Genomic DNA, 14,994 nt, shown 5'->3' on the forward strand with positions numbered 1-14,994 from the left:
AGCTATATACTTCCTTGTTACCTAGGCGTATTCGGGACTTTCACCCGTTGGAGCGCGCCCATGGCGCGCAAACCATTGAGGGCGAGTCCAAATGGACCCGCCCTCATAAAATTAAAGAAAGAAATTATAGGAAAAATCTAATCTAATTAAAGAGTAGATATTGCCTCAAAAATGGTAATTAGTTCTTAGCAGCAAGCTCTGCCTTAAGAGCCTCTGTAAGAGCTGGAACGATCTTGTTAAGATCGCCAACGATACCGTAATCAGCAACATCAAAGATAGGAGCTGACTCATCCTTGTTGATAGCGATGATGATATCTGACTCTTCCATACCTGCTGTATGCTGAATAGCACCAGAGATACCGATTGCAAAGTAAACGTTTGGACGAACAGTCTTTCCTGTCTGACCTACCTGAAGATCCTTTGGCTTCCAGCCTGAATCTACAACGGCACGTGAGCAAGATACTGTACCACCAAGAACCTCAGCGAGGTCCTCAAGAATCTTAAAGTTCTCTGCAGAACCTACTCCACGACCACCAGAAACAAGAATCTTAGCAGCCATGATATCTACTGTAGAAGTAACATTCTTAACGATGTTAAGAATCTCAACGAATCTGTTGTTTTCCTTAATCTCAGGGTTGAAGTTGATAACCTCAGCCTTTCTACCAGCCTCCTTAGGAAGCTTCTGCATAACACCTGGACGAACTGTAGCCATCTGTGGACGGTTGTCTGGGCATGCGATTGTAGCGATTGTATTTCCACCGAATGCAGGACGAGTCATAAGAAGCTGATTGTGCTTCTGCTCCTGACCTTCTCTTGCCTGAAGTGGGAAATCACCAATCTCAAGTGATGTACAGTCAGCTGTAAGACCTGTTTTAACTCTTGCTGAAACTGTAGGGCCAAGATCACGACCGATAGCTGTTGCACCAACGAGCATGATTTCTGGCTTGTACTCATTAATATAAGCTGTAAGAGCCTGTGCATATGGCTCTGTACGATATGTCTCAAGTTCCTTGTTGTCGATAAGAACTACCTTATCAGCACCGTACTCGCCAAGCTTATCTGCAAGATCTGCGATATTGTGACCAAGTACTACTGCTGTTACGTCTGTTCCTAAATCTGCTGCAAGCTCATGTGCCTTACCGATAAGTTCGAAGGCAATTGAGCTAAGTTTATTATCAACCTGCTGAGCGAATATAGCTACGCCCTTGTATTCTTCTAATGACATTCTATTTGCCTCCTCTTATTAAATTACATGCTTTTCTTTAAGCTTGTTTACGATGTACTCTACTGATTCCTTAGGATCAAGAGCAACCTTCTCGCCTGCACCCTTACGTACCTTATCAGATGCCTTTGCAATCTTTGTTGGAGAACCAGCAAGACCGATGTTTGCATCATCAAGATCTGTAAGATCATCACGGCCCCATACTGTTACTTCTTTGTCATATGCATCGAAGATTCCGCCTGGAGTCATGTAACGAGGCTCATTAAGCTCTGAAAGAGCTGTGATTAAACAAGGCATCTGAGCCTTAACTTCATGATATCTATCCTCATACTGACGCTTAACGATTACGCTATTTCCGTCAACCTTGATATCCTCTGCATAAGAGATAACTGGAAGCTGAAGGTGCTCAGCAATCTGAGGACCAACCTGTGCTGTATCACCATCGATAGCCTGACGACCTGTGATAATAAGATCATAGTCAAGCTTCTTAACTGCAGCTGCAACTGTTGAAGATGTAGCCCATGTGTCAGCACCACCAAGACGTCTATCTGTTACAAGAACTGCCTCATCTGCGCCCATTGCAAGAGCTTCACGAAGCATATCATCAGCCTTTGGAAGACCCATTGTTACAACTGTAACCTTTGCGCCTGTCTCATCCTTAATTCTAAGAGCAGCCTCAAGACCTGCCTTATCATCTGGATTCATAATTGCAAGCATGCTTGCTCTATCAAGTGTTCCATCAGGGTTGAACTTTACGCCGCCCTTTGTATCAGGAACCTGTTTAATACATACTACGATATTCATGTATTTAATCTCCTTTACTATTTAAGCATTGCGCCAGAGATAACGAGTCTCTGAACCTCTGATGTACCCTCGTAGATTTCAGTGATCTTAGCATCACGCATCATACGCTCAACATCATATTCTCTTGTGTAACCATAACCACCGTGAAGCTGAACAGCCTTTGTAGTTACAGCCATAGCAGCCTCAGCAGCGAAAAGCTTAGCTTCAGCAGCTTCAACTGTGTAGCTTGTCTTGTGATCTTCCATGTACTGATCCTTTGTGCAAGCTGCCTTGTAAACAAGGTATTTAGCAGCATCCATGCGAGCCTTCATATCAGCAAGCTGGAAGCCTGTATTCTGGAATGCAGCGATTGGACGACCAAACTGCTTTCTTTCTTTTACGAACTCGATTGTTGCATCGATTGAGCCCTCGCCAATACCAAGAGCCTGAGCAGCAATACCGATACGACCACCATCAAGTGTGTGCATAGCGATACCAAAGCCCTTTCCTCTAGGTCCAAGGATGTTCTCCTTTGGAATACGGCAATCCTGGAAAATAAGCTCATATGTAGAAGAAGCACGGATACCCATCTTCTTCTCCTTTGTACCGAATGTAAATCCTGGTGTACCCTTCTCTACGATGAAAGCAGAGAACTTCTTAGACTTACGTCCCTTAGCATCCTCTACGATATCTGTTACAGCGAAAACAATGTAGATATCTGCCTCTTTACCGTTTGTGATGAAGCACTTTGAACCATTAAGTACCCAAGAATCTCCATCTTCTACAGCCTTTGTCTGAGCGCCCTGAGCGTCTGTACCAGCACCTGGCTCTGTAAGTGCGAAAGCACCAAGCTTCTTACCACTTGCAAGTGGAACTAAGAACTTCTGCTTCTGCTCTTCTGTACCATATGTAAGAATAGGATCGCAGCAAAGTGATGTATGTGCTGAAACAATAACACCTGTTGTACCGCAAACCTTTGAAAGCTCCTCTACGCACATGATGTATGTAAGAACATCACATCCCTGTCCGCCGTACTCCTTTGGTACTGGAATACCCATGAAGCCATACTTCATCATTTTCTCAACGTTCTCACGTGGGAAAACTTCTGTCTCATCAATTTCCTGAGCCATTGGCTTAACTTCGTTCTGAGCAAACTCTCTGAACAGCTGTCTAGCCATCTCATGCTTCTTATCTAATGTAAAATCCATGATCTGAATCTCCTTAATTTATTCATGTCACATTGCCCGCTAGTACTTCTCCCGTCTGTTACAGCTACAAGCCTAATGAATTCTTCGCTCAACAACACGTCTCGCTTAAGAATTATTAGAGCTTGTTGCTTACAGACTATTTAAGTTCTATGAGCAATGGATTAATATAAACTGATTTTAGCCTTATCTGGCTTATTAACGTAACGAATTACTTTGCATCAACGGCTGTCTTAGTACGGTCTGCGTTGTATACGTAGAATCCCTTACCAGACTTAACACCAAGGTTACCACCACGAACCATCTTACGAAGAAGTGGGCAAGCACGATACTTGCTGTCACCTGTCTCGTTGTAAAGAACGTCCATGATTGCAAGGCAAATATCAAGACCGATGAAATCGCCGAGCTCAAGTGGTCCCATTGGGTGGTTAGCACCAAGCTTCATAGCTGCATCGATACCAGCGATATCAGAAACACCTTCCATCTTGATGAAAGCAGCTTCGTTAATCATTGGGATAAGGATACGGTTTACTACGAAACCAGCAGCTTCGTTAACCTGTACTGGAGTCTTTCCGATTTCCTCAGAGATTTTCTTGATAGCATCTACAGTCTCATCAGGTGTGTTAACACCAGCGATAACTTCAACAAGCTTCATTCTGTCAGCTGGATTGAAGAAGTGCATACCAATCATTGGACGGTTAAGACCGTTACCAATCTCTGTGATTGAAAGTGAAGATGTGTTTGAAGCAAAGATGCACTCAGGCTTAGCGATTTCGTCGAGCTCCTTGAATGTTGTCTTCTTAACTTCCATGTTCTCGAAAGCAGCCTCAACGATGAGGTCACAATCCTTGCAAAGGTCTTCCTTAACGCCTGGAGTAATCTTAGCTAAGATAGCATCTACAGCTGCCTGCTCCATTTTGCCTTTCTCAACAAGTCTTGCATAACCCTTAGCAATCTTGTCCTTTCCGCCTTCAGCCCACTCCTGCTTAATATCGCAAAGAGCTACTTCATAACCATCAACCATAGCAAATGCCTTAGCAATGCCCTGGCCCATTGTACCTGCGCCAATTACGCCTACTTTCATTTTTAGTTCCTCCTGAATAATTTAGTCCAAGCCAGTTAATTAAGTCTTTCTCTCGCCTGTTACATTCACAAGCCTAATATTTCTCCGCTCAGCGTGGAATGCTTCGCTTGAGAAATATAAGAGCTTGAGAATTACAGGCTATTTGAATCTTCTATAATTAACTGTCACTCACTTAATATTTATAATGTTTTGAACAATAAAATGTTCAAACGTAGTCTTATTGTCTTAACGATTAGCCTTCATATTTCTCTACGATTGTTGCGCAACCCATTCCGCCACCGATGCAAAGAGTAGCAAGACCCTTCTTGTACTCTGGGTTGTGAAGCATATCGTAAATAAGTGTTACAAGAATACGAGCACCTGAAGCTCCAACTGGATGTCCAAGAGCGATAGCACCACCGTTTGGATTAAGCTTGTTAAGATCAAATCCAAGCTCCTTACCTACTGCTACTGACTGAGCAGCAAATGCTTCGTTAGCTTCGTAAACATCAAGATCATCAATTGTAAGACCACACTTAGCAAGAGCCTTCTTTGTAGCAGAAACAGGGCCAACACCCATGATTTCTGGAGCGCATCCGCCAAGAGCACCAGCTACAAATGTAACAAGTGGCTTAACACCAAGTTCCTTAGCCTTCTCCTCTGACATAACAACAAGTGCTGCTGCACCATCGTTGATACCAGAAGCATTACCAGCTGTAACAACTCCGTTTGGATAAAGAGCCTTAAGCTTAGCAAGACCTTCCATTGTTGTACCAGGTCTTGGGCCTTCATCTGTATCGAAAAGAACTGTCTCCTTCTTCTTCTTAACTTCTACAGGAACAATCTCATCTTTGAATGCACCTGATTCGATAGCTGCACAAGCCTTGTTCTGAGAATTTACTGCAAACTCATCAAGCTCTTCTCTTGTAAGCTTCCACTGCTCTGCAACATTATCTGCAGTCTTAATCATGTGGTAATCATTGTATGCATCCCAAAGAGCATCCTTAACCATAGTATCTACTAAAGCACCCTGGCTGTTTGATGGCCATGTCATTCTGTAACCAAAACGGCCCTGTGGAAGTGCGAATGGAGCTAATGACATGTTTTCCATACCACCAGCAACAACAACATCAGCGTCACCAGCGATGATCATCTGAGCTGCCTGGTTTACACAGTTAAGACCTGAACCGCAAACAACATTTGTAGTAACTGCTGTTGTCTCATTTGGAAGACCAGCCTTGATAGCTGCCTGACGAGCAACGTTCTGTCCTAATCCAGCCTGGATAACGCATCCCATGTAAACATGTTCAACATCCTCTGGCTTGATACCAGCTCTTTTAACTGCTTCCTTGATAACGATTGCACCGAGATCTGGTGCAGGAATTGTGCTAAGTGAACCGCCCATTGTTCCGATTGCTGTTCTACATGCACTTGCAATAACTACTTTTTTTCCCATGTTTTCTTTCTCCTTTGTAAGAAATACTATTTTTATTTTAGGTCGCAGGAGTTTATTGTCAGTCTTTTTCGCTAAAAAACTTAATTTGTACATAATATACAATTTTGCATCTTTAAAACTGTTAATTTTTTAACGAGCCGGACTAAAAAAAATAAACCTCACTACGCCGCCGATGGGAAAATGTTAACACAGTTTGTTGTGAAATTCAAATAAAAATTTTGTCATAATTATCATTCAAATCATTATTTTCAGAATATTCTTGTATCTTTTGACCAATTTCTGCATGCCACTCGTTAAATTTTTATCAATAATCCTTTTATTTTCGTTTAGATAGAAACTGTACATCCTTGTTTCAGTTTCCAAATTGTATATTTTTCACCGAAAATTCACTTTAAATTCGCACATGCTATTTTTATAATGCTATAATCATAATAGAATAATTTATGGAAAAATGGTGATAGACATGAACAATACATTACACGAAGACTTACAGAAATACGTTAGATTTTCAAGATTGGCTGCCTGCATTCTCTCTGCCGAGAAAACCCCAGATGGCAGCTGCGGTACAATCCGTTTTGTAGCAGTAAACGAACCCTTTAAAAGAAATTTTTACAGTGTTTTCGACTCATCCAGTGAACTTGGAATTAAATACGAATCCTTTGATGAGCATATTATTGGCAAGCCTTATGATATTTATATCCCGAAGGAACCAAAATTTGATGATATAGTTTTCAGATCAGCATGGGGTGGCGAGTTTATACACACATATGTTGATACAACAAAATTATATGGCTATTGGACTGAGGATTTCCTATCCCCAATAAGCTGTGAGCACGAGGATAACGTTCGTTATTGCCAGTTTATGTTCCGACTTAACAAGGAAATGGAGCCTTCTATTTATGCAGATGTGTCCCCTGACATATCTAGCTTTATAGTCAAAACCTGTCTAAGGCTAAGGGACGATTCGGATTATTTAACTACCATGAAATCAATTGCAAGAGACATTAGAGAATACACTAACTCCTTCACTGCAGCAATGATTTCCATAAATCCATCTAATCGTACATTTGATATTATCTGCGAGGATATTTTAAATAATGCCTTTTCAGTTAAAGAGATTTTTAACGAGTTTTCTTATGACTTATTTGACACGTGGAACGATTTACTAAAAGACACCAATATTATCATAATCAAAGATGAAAACGATATGCAATTATACGAGAATAAAGCACCTCAATGGGTATTTACACTTCGTAGAGACAATGTAAAGAGCCTTTGCCTAGTGCCTTTATCTCATCAAAAGCAAACAATCGGATTTTTATATATAGCCAATTTCGACATTTCAGAAGTCACTAAAATCAAAGAATGCATCGAATTAATCTCTTTCTTTTTAAGTCCTGAAATTGCCCATCAGCAAAAATAGTAAAAAAAGTTGTAGTCCTTCCATAATGGATTGACTACAACTTTTTATTTTTCTCTAATTAAAGGACAATTGCTGTCTCTAAAGCAAGTTTCATCATCTCTGTAAATGACTTCTGACGCTCCTCTGCTGGAATCTCCTCAGAAGTTACAAATGAATCTGAAATTGTAAGCATACATGTAGCATTCTTACCGAGCATATTTGCATTATTGAAAAGTGCAAAGCTCTCCATTTCAACACAGTCACAACCGCAACGCTCCTTAACTGCTTTCCATCCACCCATCTCTGGTGCTGTATAGAACTGATCTGCAGAGTGTACCTTTGCAACCTTTGCATCAATGCCAAGTTCCTTTGCCTTAGCAATAGCAATGTCGTTAATCTTTTTGCTAGGGTATAAAGTTTTCTCCTCTACACCATTTGTATACTTAGCAAATGTACTATCTGAATATGCACTCTCAGAAATTACAACGTCAAGTACATTAAGCTTGTCTGTATAGCTTCCTGCGGAACCAATTCTAATGATATTTTCTACATCATAGAAAGCGAAAAGCTCGTATGAGTAAATACCAATAGAAGGCATACCCATTCCACTAGCCATAACAGATACTGGGACACCCTTATATGTACCAGTAAAACCAAGACAATTACGAACTGTGTTTACACACTTAACGTCCTCTAAGAAATTGTCTGCTACGAATTTAGCACGAAGTGGATCGCCAGGCATAAGGACTGTTTTTGCAAAATCCCCTTTTTCCGCCTCATTATGTGGTGTTGCCATATCATTGACCTCCTTGTATTAATTAATTTATATTTTAATTTTTAGTCGAGATTACATTCTATCTCAACTGACTGTTCATTTCAATTATAACAGCCTATTTGTAATTATAGAAGTAGTGCGCGTTAATTACTGTTCCAGAAGTTCTATCCAAAAAGCCTACACCTTCATTTGGTTCACGGCCTTCTGCCTCTGCAGCGGCCTGCTCTGCTGCCACCTGTTCATTATGAAGATTCTGCGCATATGAATAGGTACAGAAGAACAACGCATCTGTATTAGTATTACCTGCTATTGCCTGTGAAGCGGCATATTGGCAGGCACTATTCGGCCCTTCAGCAAGAATAATAGCCACACGTCCAGAAGTAACCGGTGCAAATTGTCCCGATGAATATATGACTCCTGAAACACTATTAGGGAACTTAGAGCTTGCAACTCGGTTCATTACAACAGAGCCTACAGCCAGTCTTCCTGCATCTCCCTGATTAGCCGCCTCCGCCTGGATAAGCGCAGCAAGTAATAAAGTCTCCTCATCAGTTGTGCTATATCCACCTGAGTATCCACCGGATTCACCAGCTAATTGTTCAGCCAAAGCCACCTGAGCTGCCTGATATTGCTGCTGTACCCTTTGTTCATAAGCCTTTGCTTCTTCTAATTGTTTTTCCAACTCCGCAATAGCAGCTTCTGTATCTGCGATTTGAGAATTTGTTGTATCAAGGGCAGTTGCAGTGTTGCTAACTAACACACCAAGTTCTGATTTTTGTGACTCTAATGTATCTTGATAAGCTGCCAACTCAGCATTTTTATCTTCAATTGAAGCCTTGGTCTCTTCAAGAGCAGCCTGCGTCTCTTCAAATTTCGCTATAGCATTTTCGTCATATTCGGTAATCTCAGCCAAATACTCCAATCGCTGCAAAAACTCAGCCATTGAACCGCTCTCCAAATAGTTTACAAGTGTATTTGTAGACTGATTTTCATACATATACTGGATGCGGCGCTTCATAGCCTCTCTTTGGGAGTCTAACTGAGCCTGTGTCTCCTCCAACTGCTGATTAAGTAATTCAATATCAGCAGTAACAAGCGCTATATTTTCTTCTGTGTCAGAAATCTGACCAGATACTGTCGTTATTTGAGTATTTAAATTTGTAATTTGTCCCGACAAGCTATCGGCTTGGCCCTCTAGCTGATTTTGAATTTCTTCAGCCTGCTCTTTTTGGTTATTTATTTCATCAACAGCCTGGGATGCATTTTCGGATTCTTCCTTCAGTCTATCAACCTCTGATTGCGAAGCTTTTGCTGAAGTAGAGTAAAAACACACCACCATCAAAAGAAGGATAGCCAAACACCCTCGAATTTTCTTCATACAATTCTCCTAACGGCAAGAGCTTGAGATAGACTCAATTGCTACTGCTCCGCCTCTTACCACTTCTATTCTCTTAAATCTAGATTTAAGAAGCGCTATTATCTCATTATTTTTACGCTCTGTTAAAGTACATTCAAACAATACACTATCTGAGCCTATGTCTGTAATGCGCACTCTTCCAGCTTGATCAAAAACTTCAGCTATTTGAAAAGCTTCTGTTTTTCCAGCAGCATCTATGCCCAAAACCTTGGCATACAATATTTCTTTCATGTGAATTGGAATGGTTGTCAAATCAATTACTTTTATTACTTCAACCATAGCATTCAATTGCTTTTTAATTTGCTCAAAAGTAACATCATCAGCCTTAACAGAAATTGTCATTCTAGAAACATCATCCTTCTCTGTTGTACCAACTGTTAAGGTCTGCAAATTATAAGACTTAGCCGAAAACAAGCCTGATACTTTTGCTAGTACACCTACCTGATTCTCTACATATAATGCAATCCATCTATTTTTCATTTTTTCCATGCCAATTACCTCAGTATCATCTCGCTAAGTGGTGTGCCACTTTTAACCATAGGAAGTACCAAATCATCTGGTGAAACAACAAAATCAAGCACCACTGGAGCACCCTTAACTTTCGCTGCCTCTTTTAATGCAGGAATAACTTGATCTGGCTCTGTTACTCTAATTGCCTTGCAGTTATAACTATCCGCCCATTTAACAAAATCAGGATAATAATTTCCGTCCTCGGCAGACAAATCAGTTATCTCATACCTTTTGCCGTAAAATAACTGTTGCATCTGGCGAACCATACCTAAATTAGAATTATTAAATATACATATAACAACTGGAATTTTTTCAGTCATAGCCGTAGCCATTTCCTGCATATTCATTTGGAAACCACCGTCACCGGTAATCAGCAATGTGTGCTTTTTAGGATTGCCTACAGCAGCACCAATAGCAGCTGGGAATCCGAAGCCCATGGTTCCAAGACCACCAGATGTAATGAACTCTTGGCCCTTGTGCAATTTTATAAATTGACTAGCCCACATTTGATGCTGTCCTACGTCAGTAACAATATTAGCATCCGAAAATACCTGATTTATACCTTCACAAATTGTTTGCGGGCATATTCCAATTTTGTTACTAGTAGGCATGCCTAATGGATGTTCGTTCTCCCACTGACGAATTGTACCTAACCATTCTTCGGTTTTCATTGGCTCGGCATATTCTGCTAGACGCTCAAGAGCGATTTTTGCGTCAGCAGTTACAGGAACATCTACCACTACATTTCGCGAAATAGAAGCAGATGCAATATCTACGTGGACAATCTGAGCTTTTGGTGCAAACTCATCTAACTCACCAGTAATTCTATCGTTAAAACGTGTTCCGATTGAAAAGAGTACATCACATTCTGTTACCGCTTTATTTGCGGCGAACCTTCCGTGCATTCCACAATTTCCAATGTATAATGGAGAATCCTCTGGCATTACGCCTTTTCCCATTACAGTTGTGGTAACTGGAACATTCATTTTTGTAGCGAATTCCAACAGTTTTTTCTGGGCACCAGCAATTCTAACACCACCTCCAGCAAGGATAAGTGGTCTACTAGCATTTTTCAAAAGTCTATATGCCTTTTTTAACTGACCAATATGAACTGTCTCATTTGGATGGTATCCCCTTATATCTACATGACTAGGATATTCAGGGTCACCAGTTATAGTCTGAATATCCTTTGGTATATCAATAAGAACTGGTCCAGGCTTGCCAGTAGATGCAACTTGAAATCCCATCTTAATCAGTCGTCCCATTTCATCACGGTTTCGTACAGTCACACCATATTTTGTAATGGAACGCGTCATACCAACAATATCAACCTCTTGGAATGCATCATTTCCTATAAGGTGAAGTGGCACCTGACCAGTAAAAATAACCATAGGAATACTGTCATAATAAGCGTCAGCAATACCTGTGATAGTATTGGTTGCGCCTGGTCCTGAGGTCACTAGGACGACGGCAGTTTTTCCTGTGGCGCGGGCATAGCCTTCTGCTTCGTGCACTAGAGCTTGTTCATGACGCCCTAGAATTACACGAATTCCTTCGGTCTTATATAGCTCGTCCACAATATCGGTAATCATACCGCCTGGATAGGCAAAAATTGTGTCTACGCCCTCTTCCTTCAATGCCTTTACAAATAACTTACGTCCTGTGATATTAAGTGCCATTATTTACGTCCTCATAAAATGTGCTAGTTAATGGTTGCTATTTTGTATATGTTCTGAAGTAAAATTCTATATCGTAATATGTTTGTTCTTCTGACTCTTCTGCAAGTGTCCAAGCAGCATCCTCATCTAAATTAGGGAAAAATGTATCTGCATCATAAGCATAATCAACATATGTAACGTATGCTCTACTACAGTCATCTAACATCATCCTATAGATGCTCTCTCCACCGATTATGTAAACATCATCAGAACTGTATTTTTCTAGTTCTTTTTGGAGTTCCTCCTTAGAATGAACAACAATTGCGTCATTCACCATATAGTTATTATCTCTTGTCAAAACAATGTTGACTCTATTCTTAAGAGGTTTACCGTTAGGAAAACTCTCTAGTGTTTTTCTTCCCATGACCACTACCTTGCCTGTAGTTGTCTCACGGAAAAATTTCATATCATCTGGAATGCTCACCAACAGCTTATTGTCTTTGCCTATGGCCCAATTTCTATCTACCGCAACAATTAAATTCATTAATCTCCTCCAAGTCCGCAAGTTACGCTTACAAGCCTTAGTGTTTCTCCGTTCGACAGCACGTCTCACTTGAGAAACCTAAGAGCTTGTCAACTACTTGCTCATTAAACAGCAATTAGTACTTTACGGTTCCCTCTCGACTGCAAGCGGGCCCCTCTCGACTGCTTTTTAAACAGCAATAGGGATGTTTTTTATTTGTTCGCCTGCCTCATATCCTTCTACAATAAGATCATCTGTGGTGAAGTCGTAGAAATTTTTAACCTCTGGGTTGAGACGTACCTTTGGAGCTGGTAGCTCTGGACGGCTAAGTAATTCTTTAATTGCATCAACATGTCTATCGTAAATGTGAGCATCAGCGATAACGTGAATAAGTTGTCCTGGAATCATATCATTAACCTGTGCAACCATCATTAGAAGAATGGCATACTGACAAACATTCCAATTGTTTGCAGCAAGTATATCCTGTGAACGCTGATTCAAAACCATGTTAAGAACAAGCTTCCCTGTCTCACGGTCCTTTGTTACATTGTATGTAGCTGAGTAGCAGCATGGATCTAGATGACCTGTAGCCAAATCATGGAACTGATATAAATTAGTCATAATGCGTCTAGAATATGGTGTCTCTTTGAGCTGTTTAAGAACATAATCCATCTGGTCAATCTGCTCACCCTTAAACTCAAACTTTTCACCAACTACATATCCGTATGCTGTTCCAATTGATCCATTTTCATCAGCCCACTCATCCCATACATGAGGCTTTAAATCATGAATATTATTAGATTTACGTTGGTAAATCCACAAAACTTCATCCATACATGACTTTAAAGCTGTTTTTCTAAGTGTTAACGCAGGAAATTCTTCTCTCAAATCATATTTATTTACTACGCCAAATTGTTTTATAGTATAGGCCTTTTCCCCTGTATCCTGCCAGATAGGTCTAACAATTTCATCTTTTGTGTCAGTACCGTTCTCTAAAATATCACGGCACATTTCTTTAAAAATAATATCTGCTTTACTCATTTATTCTCTCCTTTGAGATATAAAACCTTTTTTCTCATTTTAGCTTATAAATATTCAAATTAATTCTACCACAATATATTGGGTTTTGAACACCATATTTAATATTATACGAAAATATTATTCTAGCTAGATTTTCCTTGATAAATGGGACTTATTGAGTTACTATATTTTGTAGTTATGTATGACTAGAACCTTCCTTGGAAAATACATGGTTCTTGTTAAGGAGAAGAAATGAGTCAAGAGAAAGTAGATAAGAAAAAATACGAGAAAACTCATCGTAGATCACTTTTAAGAAAAAAGAAACTTGAGGAATTTTTTAGCATTGCTTGTGTTTCAATAATTGGCTTAGCTATTGTTGGTTGGATTGGTTTTTCGATTTATACAAAAGTTCAAGAATCACAGGCTGAATTAGCTGCATCAACGATTGAATATCACGAAATAAATGCATCAGCAATTCAAGATTATGTTTCTACATTAAACTAACAAAAGTCACCTCTTAATGAGGTGACTTTTTAATTTCCTAATTTAGCAAGCTCCATTTTTAATAAACTGAGCCATCGACAGTGTCTCTGGATATTTTACAGACCAATTTGAAAATGGTCTCGATTCTCCATTATGTTTAAGTATGACAAGTGGTCCATTAAACTTGCTATCCTCTATACTTTGACTAAAAACATAAAGTGATTTATATTCTTTCCACAAATCAAAAGCTTTATTTTCTTTCTTTGCTAATTCGATAGCTTCTTGCAAACCAATCATATTTTACCCTCCACAGCAATAGCCACTGAACACTATTTACATTTACAGCACCCGATATATCTGAAATGATATCATCATTTTGTTCATATTCTGTGTCCATTTTTAATTTTTTTTTACTATTTTTTTTGAATCTATAGTATAATTTCAACAGTGTCTTTTAAACAACTTATGTATCGGGGTGTGGCTCAGATGGTAGAGCGCTACATTCGGGATGTAGAGGCCGCGCGTTCAAATCGCGTCACTCCGATTCTAAAATCTTCAATATATCGTCACTTTAACATCAAATCATCCCCAAATTAACATGTAATAATTCTACAGTAAAATAGCTCAATATAATAAAGGTACGGAATTATGAATGTTTCCAACATATATGTTTTAAAGGATGTGTATGGAGCAAAGTTAACAACTGGTAATTCATTTCTTTCGGCTTACGAAAAAGCAGTTGCTACTCCCAAATGCACATCTATTGAAAAAATTAATGTAGAAGAAAATAAACTTAATAGTAGTTCAACCGTTTGGAAAAATAATCATTTTGATTGTTATATTTAAATAAAAAAGCCTGAAAAATTTTTTCAGGCTTTTAGCGTGCGTGAGAAGATTCGAACTCCCGACACCTTGGTCCGTAGCCAAGTGCTCTATCCAGCTGAGCTACACACACATATTATTAAATTTAAGAGCGGGTGATGGGAATCGAACCCACGTATTCAGCTTGGAAGGCTGATGTTCTACCATTGAACCACACCCGCATATATTAAATTGAAATCGGGGTGACAGGATTCGAACCTGCGACCCCCTGGTCCCAAACCAGGTGCTCTAGCCAAACTGAGCCACACCCCGTAAAATATGAAAGCCGATGATCGGACTCGAACCGATAACCTGCTGATTACAAATCAGCTGCTCTGCCAATTGAGCCACATCGGCATATCATGAACTCCCCAAGTAGGACTCGAACCTACGACAACTCGGTTAACAGCCGAGTGCTCTACCAACTGAGCTATTGAGGATTATTAGTATTTAGTATCTAAAAATTCTCAAAATAGCAAGCAATTATGCTTGCTACCTTATTGCTATTCTATAGCAACCTCAAAACTTCACACAGTAAGACTTAGTAGTCCGAATTCGCTAAACATCTTTTTTTAGAATAAACCTTCGATCTATTAGTATTCATCAGCTGAATGCG

General features: G+C 39.8%; 14 protein-coding genes and 6 tRNA genes. 3 read left to right on the plus strand and 17 right to left on the minus strand.

Annotation, left to right across the window (positions count from 1 at the left end; all coding sequences use genetic code 11):
- Nucleotides 1-178: 178 nt before the first annotated feature.
- The 5 genes from E7276_RS14260 to E7276_RS14280 form a co-directional block, all read right to left on the minus strand.
- Nucleotides 179-1,225: an electron transfer flavoprotein subunit alpha/FixB family protein gene (locus E7276_RS14260; protein WP_294219035.1), complete on the minus strand. Its 1,047-nt coding sequence runs from the start codon at nucleotides 1,223-1,225 to the stop codon at nucleotides 179-181.
- 18 nt (nucleotides 1,226-1,243) lie between these two features.
- Entirely contained in the window at nucleotides 1,244-2,026 is a 783-nt protein-coding gene (locus tag E7276_RS14265) for an electron transfer flavoprotein subunit beta/FixA family protein (RefSeq protein ID WP_294219038.1), read from the minus strand.
- Between the two features lie 17 nt (nucleotides 2,027-2,043).
- Complete coding sequence (locus E7276_RS14270) at nucleotides 2,044-3,213, minus strand: acyl-CoA dehydrogenase (RefSeq protein ID WP_294219040.1); 1,170 nt, start codon at nucleotides 3,211-3,213, stop codon at nucleotides 2,044-2,046.
- 208 nt (nucleotides 3,214-3,421) lie between these two features.
- Nucleotides 3,422-4,294: a 3-hydroxyacyl-CoA dehydrogenase NAD-binding domain-containing protein gene (locus E7276_RS14275; protein WP_294219042.1), complete on the minus strand. Its 873-nt coding sequence runs from the start codon at nucleotides 4,292-4,294 to the stop codon at nucleotides 3,422-3,424.
- 232 nt (nucleotides 4,295-4,526) lie between these two features.
- Entirely contained in the window at nucleotides 4,527-5,729 is a 1,203-nt protein-coding gene (locus tag E7276_RS14280; protein WP_294219044.1) for an acetyl-CoA C-acetyltransferase, read from the minus strand.
- Between the two features lie 463 nt (nucleotides 5,730-6,192).
- On the opposite strand from E7276_RS14280, the gene E7276_RS14285 reads away from it, so the two are divergent.
- A complete protein-coding gene (locus E7276_RS14285; protein ID WP_294219047.1) occupies nucleotides 6,193-7,152 on the plus strand; it encodes a hypothetical protein in 960 nt (319 codons plus the stop codon).
- A gap of 58 nt (nucleotides 7,153-7,210) precedes the next feature.
- On the opposite strand, the gene deoD is transcribed toward E7276_RS14285, so the two are convergent.
- The 6 genes from deoD to thyA form a co-directional block, all read right to left on the minus strand.
- Nucleotides 7,211-7,927, minus strand: a complete 717-nt coding sequence (gene deoD, locus E7276_RS14290; RefSeq protein WP_294219050.1) for a purine-nucleoside phosphorylase — start codon at nucleotides 7,925-7,927, stop codon at nucleotides 7,211-7,213.
- Between the two features lie 94 nt (nucleotides 7,928-8,021).
- Nucleotides 8,022-9,284, minus strand: a complete 1,263-nt coding sequence (locus E7276_RS14295) for a cell wall hydrolase (RefSeq protein ID WP_294219053.1) — start codon at nucleotides 9,282-9,284, stop codon at nucleotides 8,022-8,024.
- 9 nt (nucleotides 9,285-9,293) lie between these two features.
- The gene (gene ilvN, locus E7276_RS14300; RefSeq protein WP_294219071.1) at nucleotides 9,294-9,803 is read right to left on the minus strand and encodes an acetolactate synthase small subunit; all 510 of its coding nucleotides are present in this window, start codon (nucleotides 9,801-9,803) and stop codon (nucleotides 9,294-9,296) included.
- A 14-nt stretch (nucleotides 9,804-9,817) separates the two neighbouring features.
- Nucleotides 9,818-11,512, minus strand: a complete 1,695-nt coding sequence (ilvB, locus tag E7276_RS14305) for a biosynthetic-type acetolactate synthase large subunit (RefSeq protein WP_294219056.1) — start codon at nucleotides 11,510-11,512, stop codon at nucleotides 9,818-9,820.
- 37 nt (nucleotides 11,513-11,549) lie between these two features.
- The gene (locus E7276_RS14310) at nucleotides 11,550-12,035 is read right to left on the minus strand and encodes a dihydrofolate reductase (protein WP_294219058.1); all 486 of its coding nucleotides are present in this window, start codon (nucleotides 12,033-12,035) and stop codon (nucleotides 11,550-11,552) included.
- Between the two features lie 168 nt (nucleotides 12,036-12,203).
- The gene (gene thyA, locus E7276_RS14315) at nucleotides 12,204-13,055 is read right to left on the minus strand and encodes a thymidylate synthase (protein ID WP_294219062.1); all 852 of its coding nucleotides are present in this window, start codon (nucleotides 13,053-13,055) and stop codon (nucleotides 12,204-12,206) included.
- 231 nt (nucleotides 13,056-13,286) lie between these two features.
- On the opposite strand from thyA, the gene E7276_RS14320 reads away from it, so the two are divergent.
- On the plus strand, nucleotides 13,287-13,538 hold the full coding sequence (locus E7276_RS14320; RefSeq protein ID WP_294219065.1) for a hypothetical protein: 252 nt from the start codon (nucleotides 13,287-13,289) through the stop codon (nucleotides 13,536-13,538).
- A gap of 42 nt (nucleotides 13,539-13,580) precedes the next feature.
- Here the strand turns inward: E7276_RS14320 and E7276_RS14325 are convergent, their stop codons facing one another.
- Nucleotides 13,581-13,814 (minus strand): hypothetical protein, encoded by a 234-nt coding sequence (locus tag E7276_RS14325; protein ID WP_294219067.1) that lies wholly within the window; start codon nucleotides 13,812-13,814, stop codon nucleotides 13,581-13,583.
- 174 nt (nucleotides 13,815-13,988) lie between these two features.
- Between E7276_RS14325 and E7276_RS14330 the strand changes: the two genes are divergently transcribed.
- Nucleotides 13,989-14,061: transfer RNA gene (locus tag E7276_RS14330), tRNA-Pro, on the plus strand.
- A 337-nt stretch (nucleotides 14,062-14,398) separates the two neighbouring features.
- Here the strand turns inward: E7276_RS14330 and E7276_RS14335 are convergent.
- The 5 genes from E7276_RS14335 to E7276_RS14355 all read right to left on the minus strand — a co-directional run bounded on the left by E7276_RS14335 (nucleotide 14,399) and on the right by E7276_RS14355 (nucleotide 14,818).
- Nucleotides 14,399-14,472 (minus strand) — tRNA-Arg (locus tag E7276_RS14335).
- A 17-nt stretch (nucleotides 14,473-14,489) separates the two neighbouring features.
- Nucleotides 14,490-14,560: transfer RNA gene (locus E7276_RS14340), tRNA-Gly, on the minus strand.
- Between the two features lie 16 nt (nucleotides 14,561-14,576).
- Nucleotides 14,577-14,651, minus strand: a tRNA-Pro gene (locus E7276_RS14345).
- 11 nt (nucleotides 14,652-14,662) lie between these two features.
- Nucleotides 14,663-14,735: transfer RNA gene (locus E7276_RS14350), tRNA-Thr, on the minus strand.
- 10 nt (nucleotides 14,736-14,745) lie between these two features.
- Nucleotides 14,746-14,818 (minus strand) — tRNA-Asn (locus E7276_RS14355).
- Nucleotides 14,819-14,994 lie beyond the last annotated feature (176 nt).

The sequence above is a fragment of the Pseudobutyrivibrio sp. genome, assembly GCF_015057185.1.
Taxonomy (GTDB): domain Bacteria; phylum Bacillota; class Clostridia; order Lachnospirales; family Lachnospiraceae; genus Pseudobutyrivibrio.

Coding starts and splice junctions, on each gene's coding strand:
- E7276_RS14260 (WP_294219035.1), bottom strand. CDS start 1,225: ATGTCATTAGAAGAATACAAGGGCGTAGCTATATTCGCTCAGCAGGTT.
- E7276_RS14265 (WP_294219038.1), bottom strand. CDS start 2,026: ATGAATATCGTAGTATGTATTAAACAGGTTCCTGATACAAAGGGCGGC.
- E7276_RS14270 (WP_294219040.1), bottom strand. CDS start 3,213: ATGGATTTTACATTAGATAAGAAGCATGAGATGGCTAGACAGCTGTTC.
- E7276_RS14275 (WP_294219042.1), bottom strand. CDS start 4,294: ATGAAAGTAGGCGTAATTGGCGCAGGTACAATGGGCCAGGGCATTGCT.
- E7276_RS14280 (WP_294219044.1), bottom strand. CDS start 5,729: ATGGGAAAAAAAGTAGTTATTGCAAGTGCATGTAGAACAGCAATCGGA.
- E7276_RS14285 (WP_294219047.1), top strand. CDS start 6,193: ATGAACAATACATTACACGAAGACTTACAGAAATACGTTAGATTTTCA.
- deoD (WP_294219050.1), bottom strand. CDS start 7,927: ATGGCAACACCACATAATGAGGCGGAAAAAGGGGATTTTGCAAAAACA.
- E7276_RS14295 (WP_294219053.1), bottom strand. CDS start 9,284: ATGAAGAAAATTCGAGGGTGTTTGGCTATCCTTCTTTTGATGGTGGTG.
- ilvN (WP_294219071.1), bottom strand. CDS start 9,803: ATGAAAAATAGATGGATTGCATTATATGTAGAGAATCAGGTAGGTGTA.
- ilvB (WP_294219056.1), bottom strand. CDS start 11,512: ATGGCACTTAATATCACAGGACGTAAGTTATTTGTAAAGGCATTGAAG.
- E7276_RS14310 (WP_294219058.1), bottom strand. CDS start 12,035: ATGAATTTAATTGTTGCGGTAGATAGAAATTGGGCCATAGGCAAAGAC.
- thyA (WP_294219062.1), bottom strand. CDS start 13,055: ATGAGTAAAGCAGATATTATTTTTAAAGAAATGTGCCGTGATATTTTA.
- E7276_RS14320 (WP_294219065.1), top strand. CDS start 13,287: ATGAGTCAAGAGAAAGTAGATAAGAAAAAATACGAGAAAACTCATCGT.
- E7276_RS14325 (WP_294219067.1), bottom strand. CDS start 13,814: ATGATTGGTTTGCAAGAAGCTATCGAATTAGCAAAGAAAGAAAATAAA.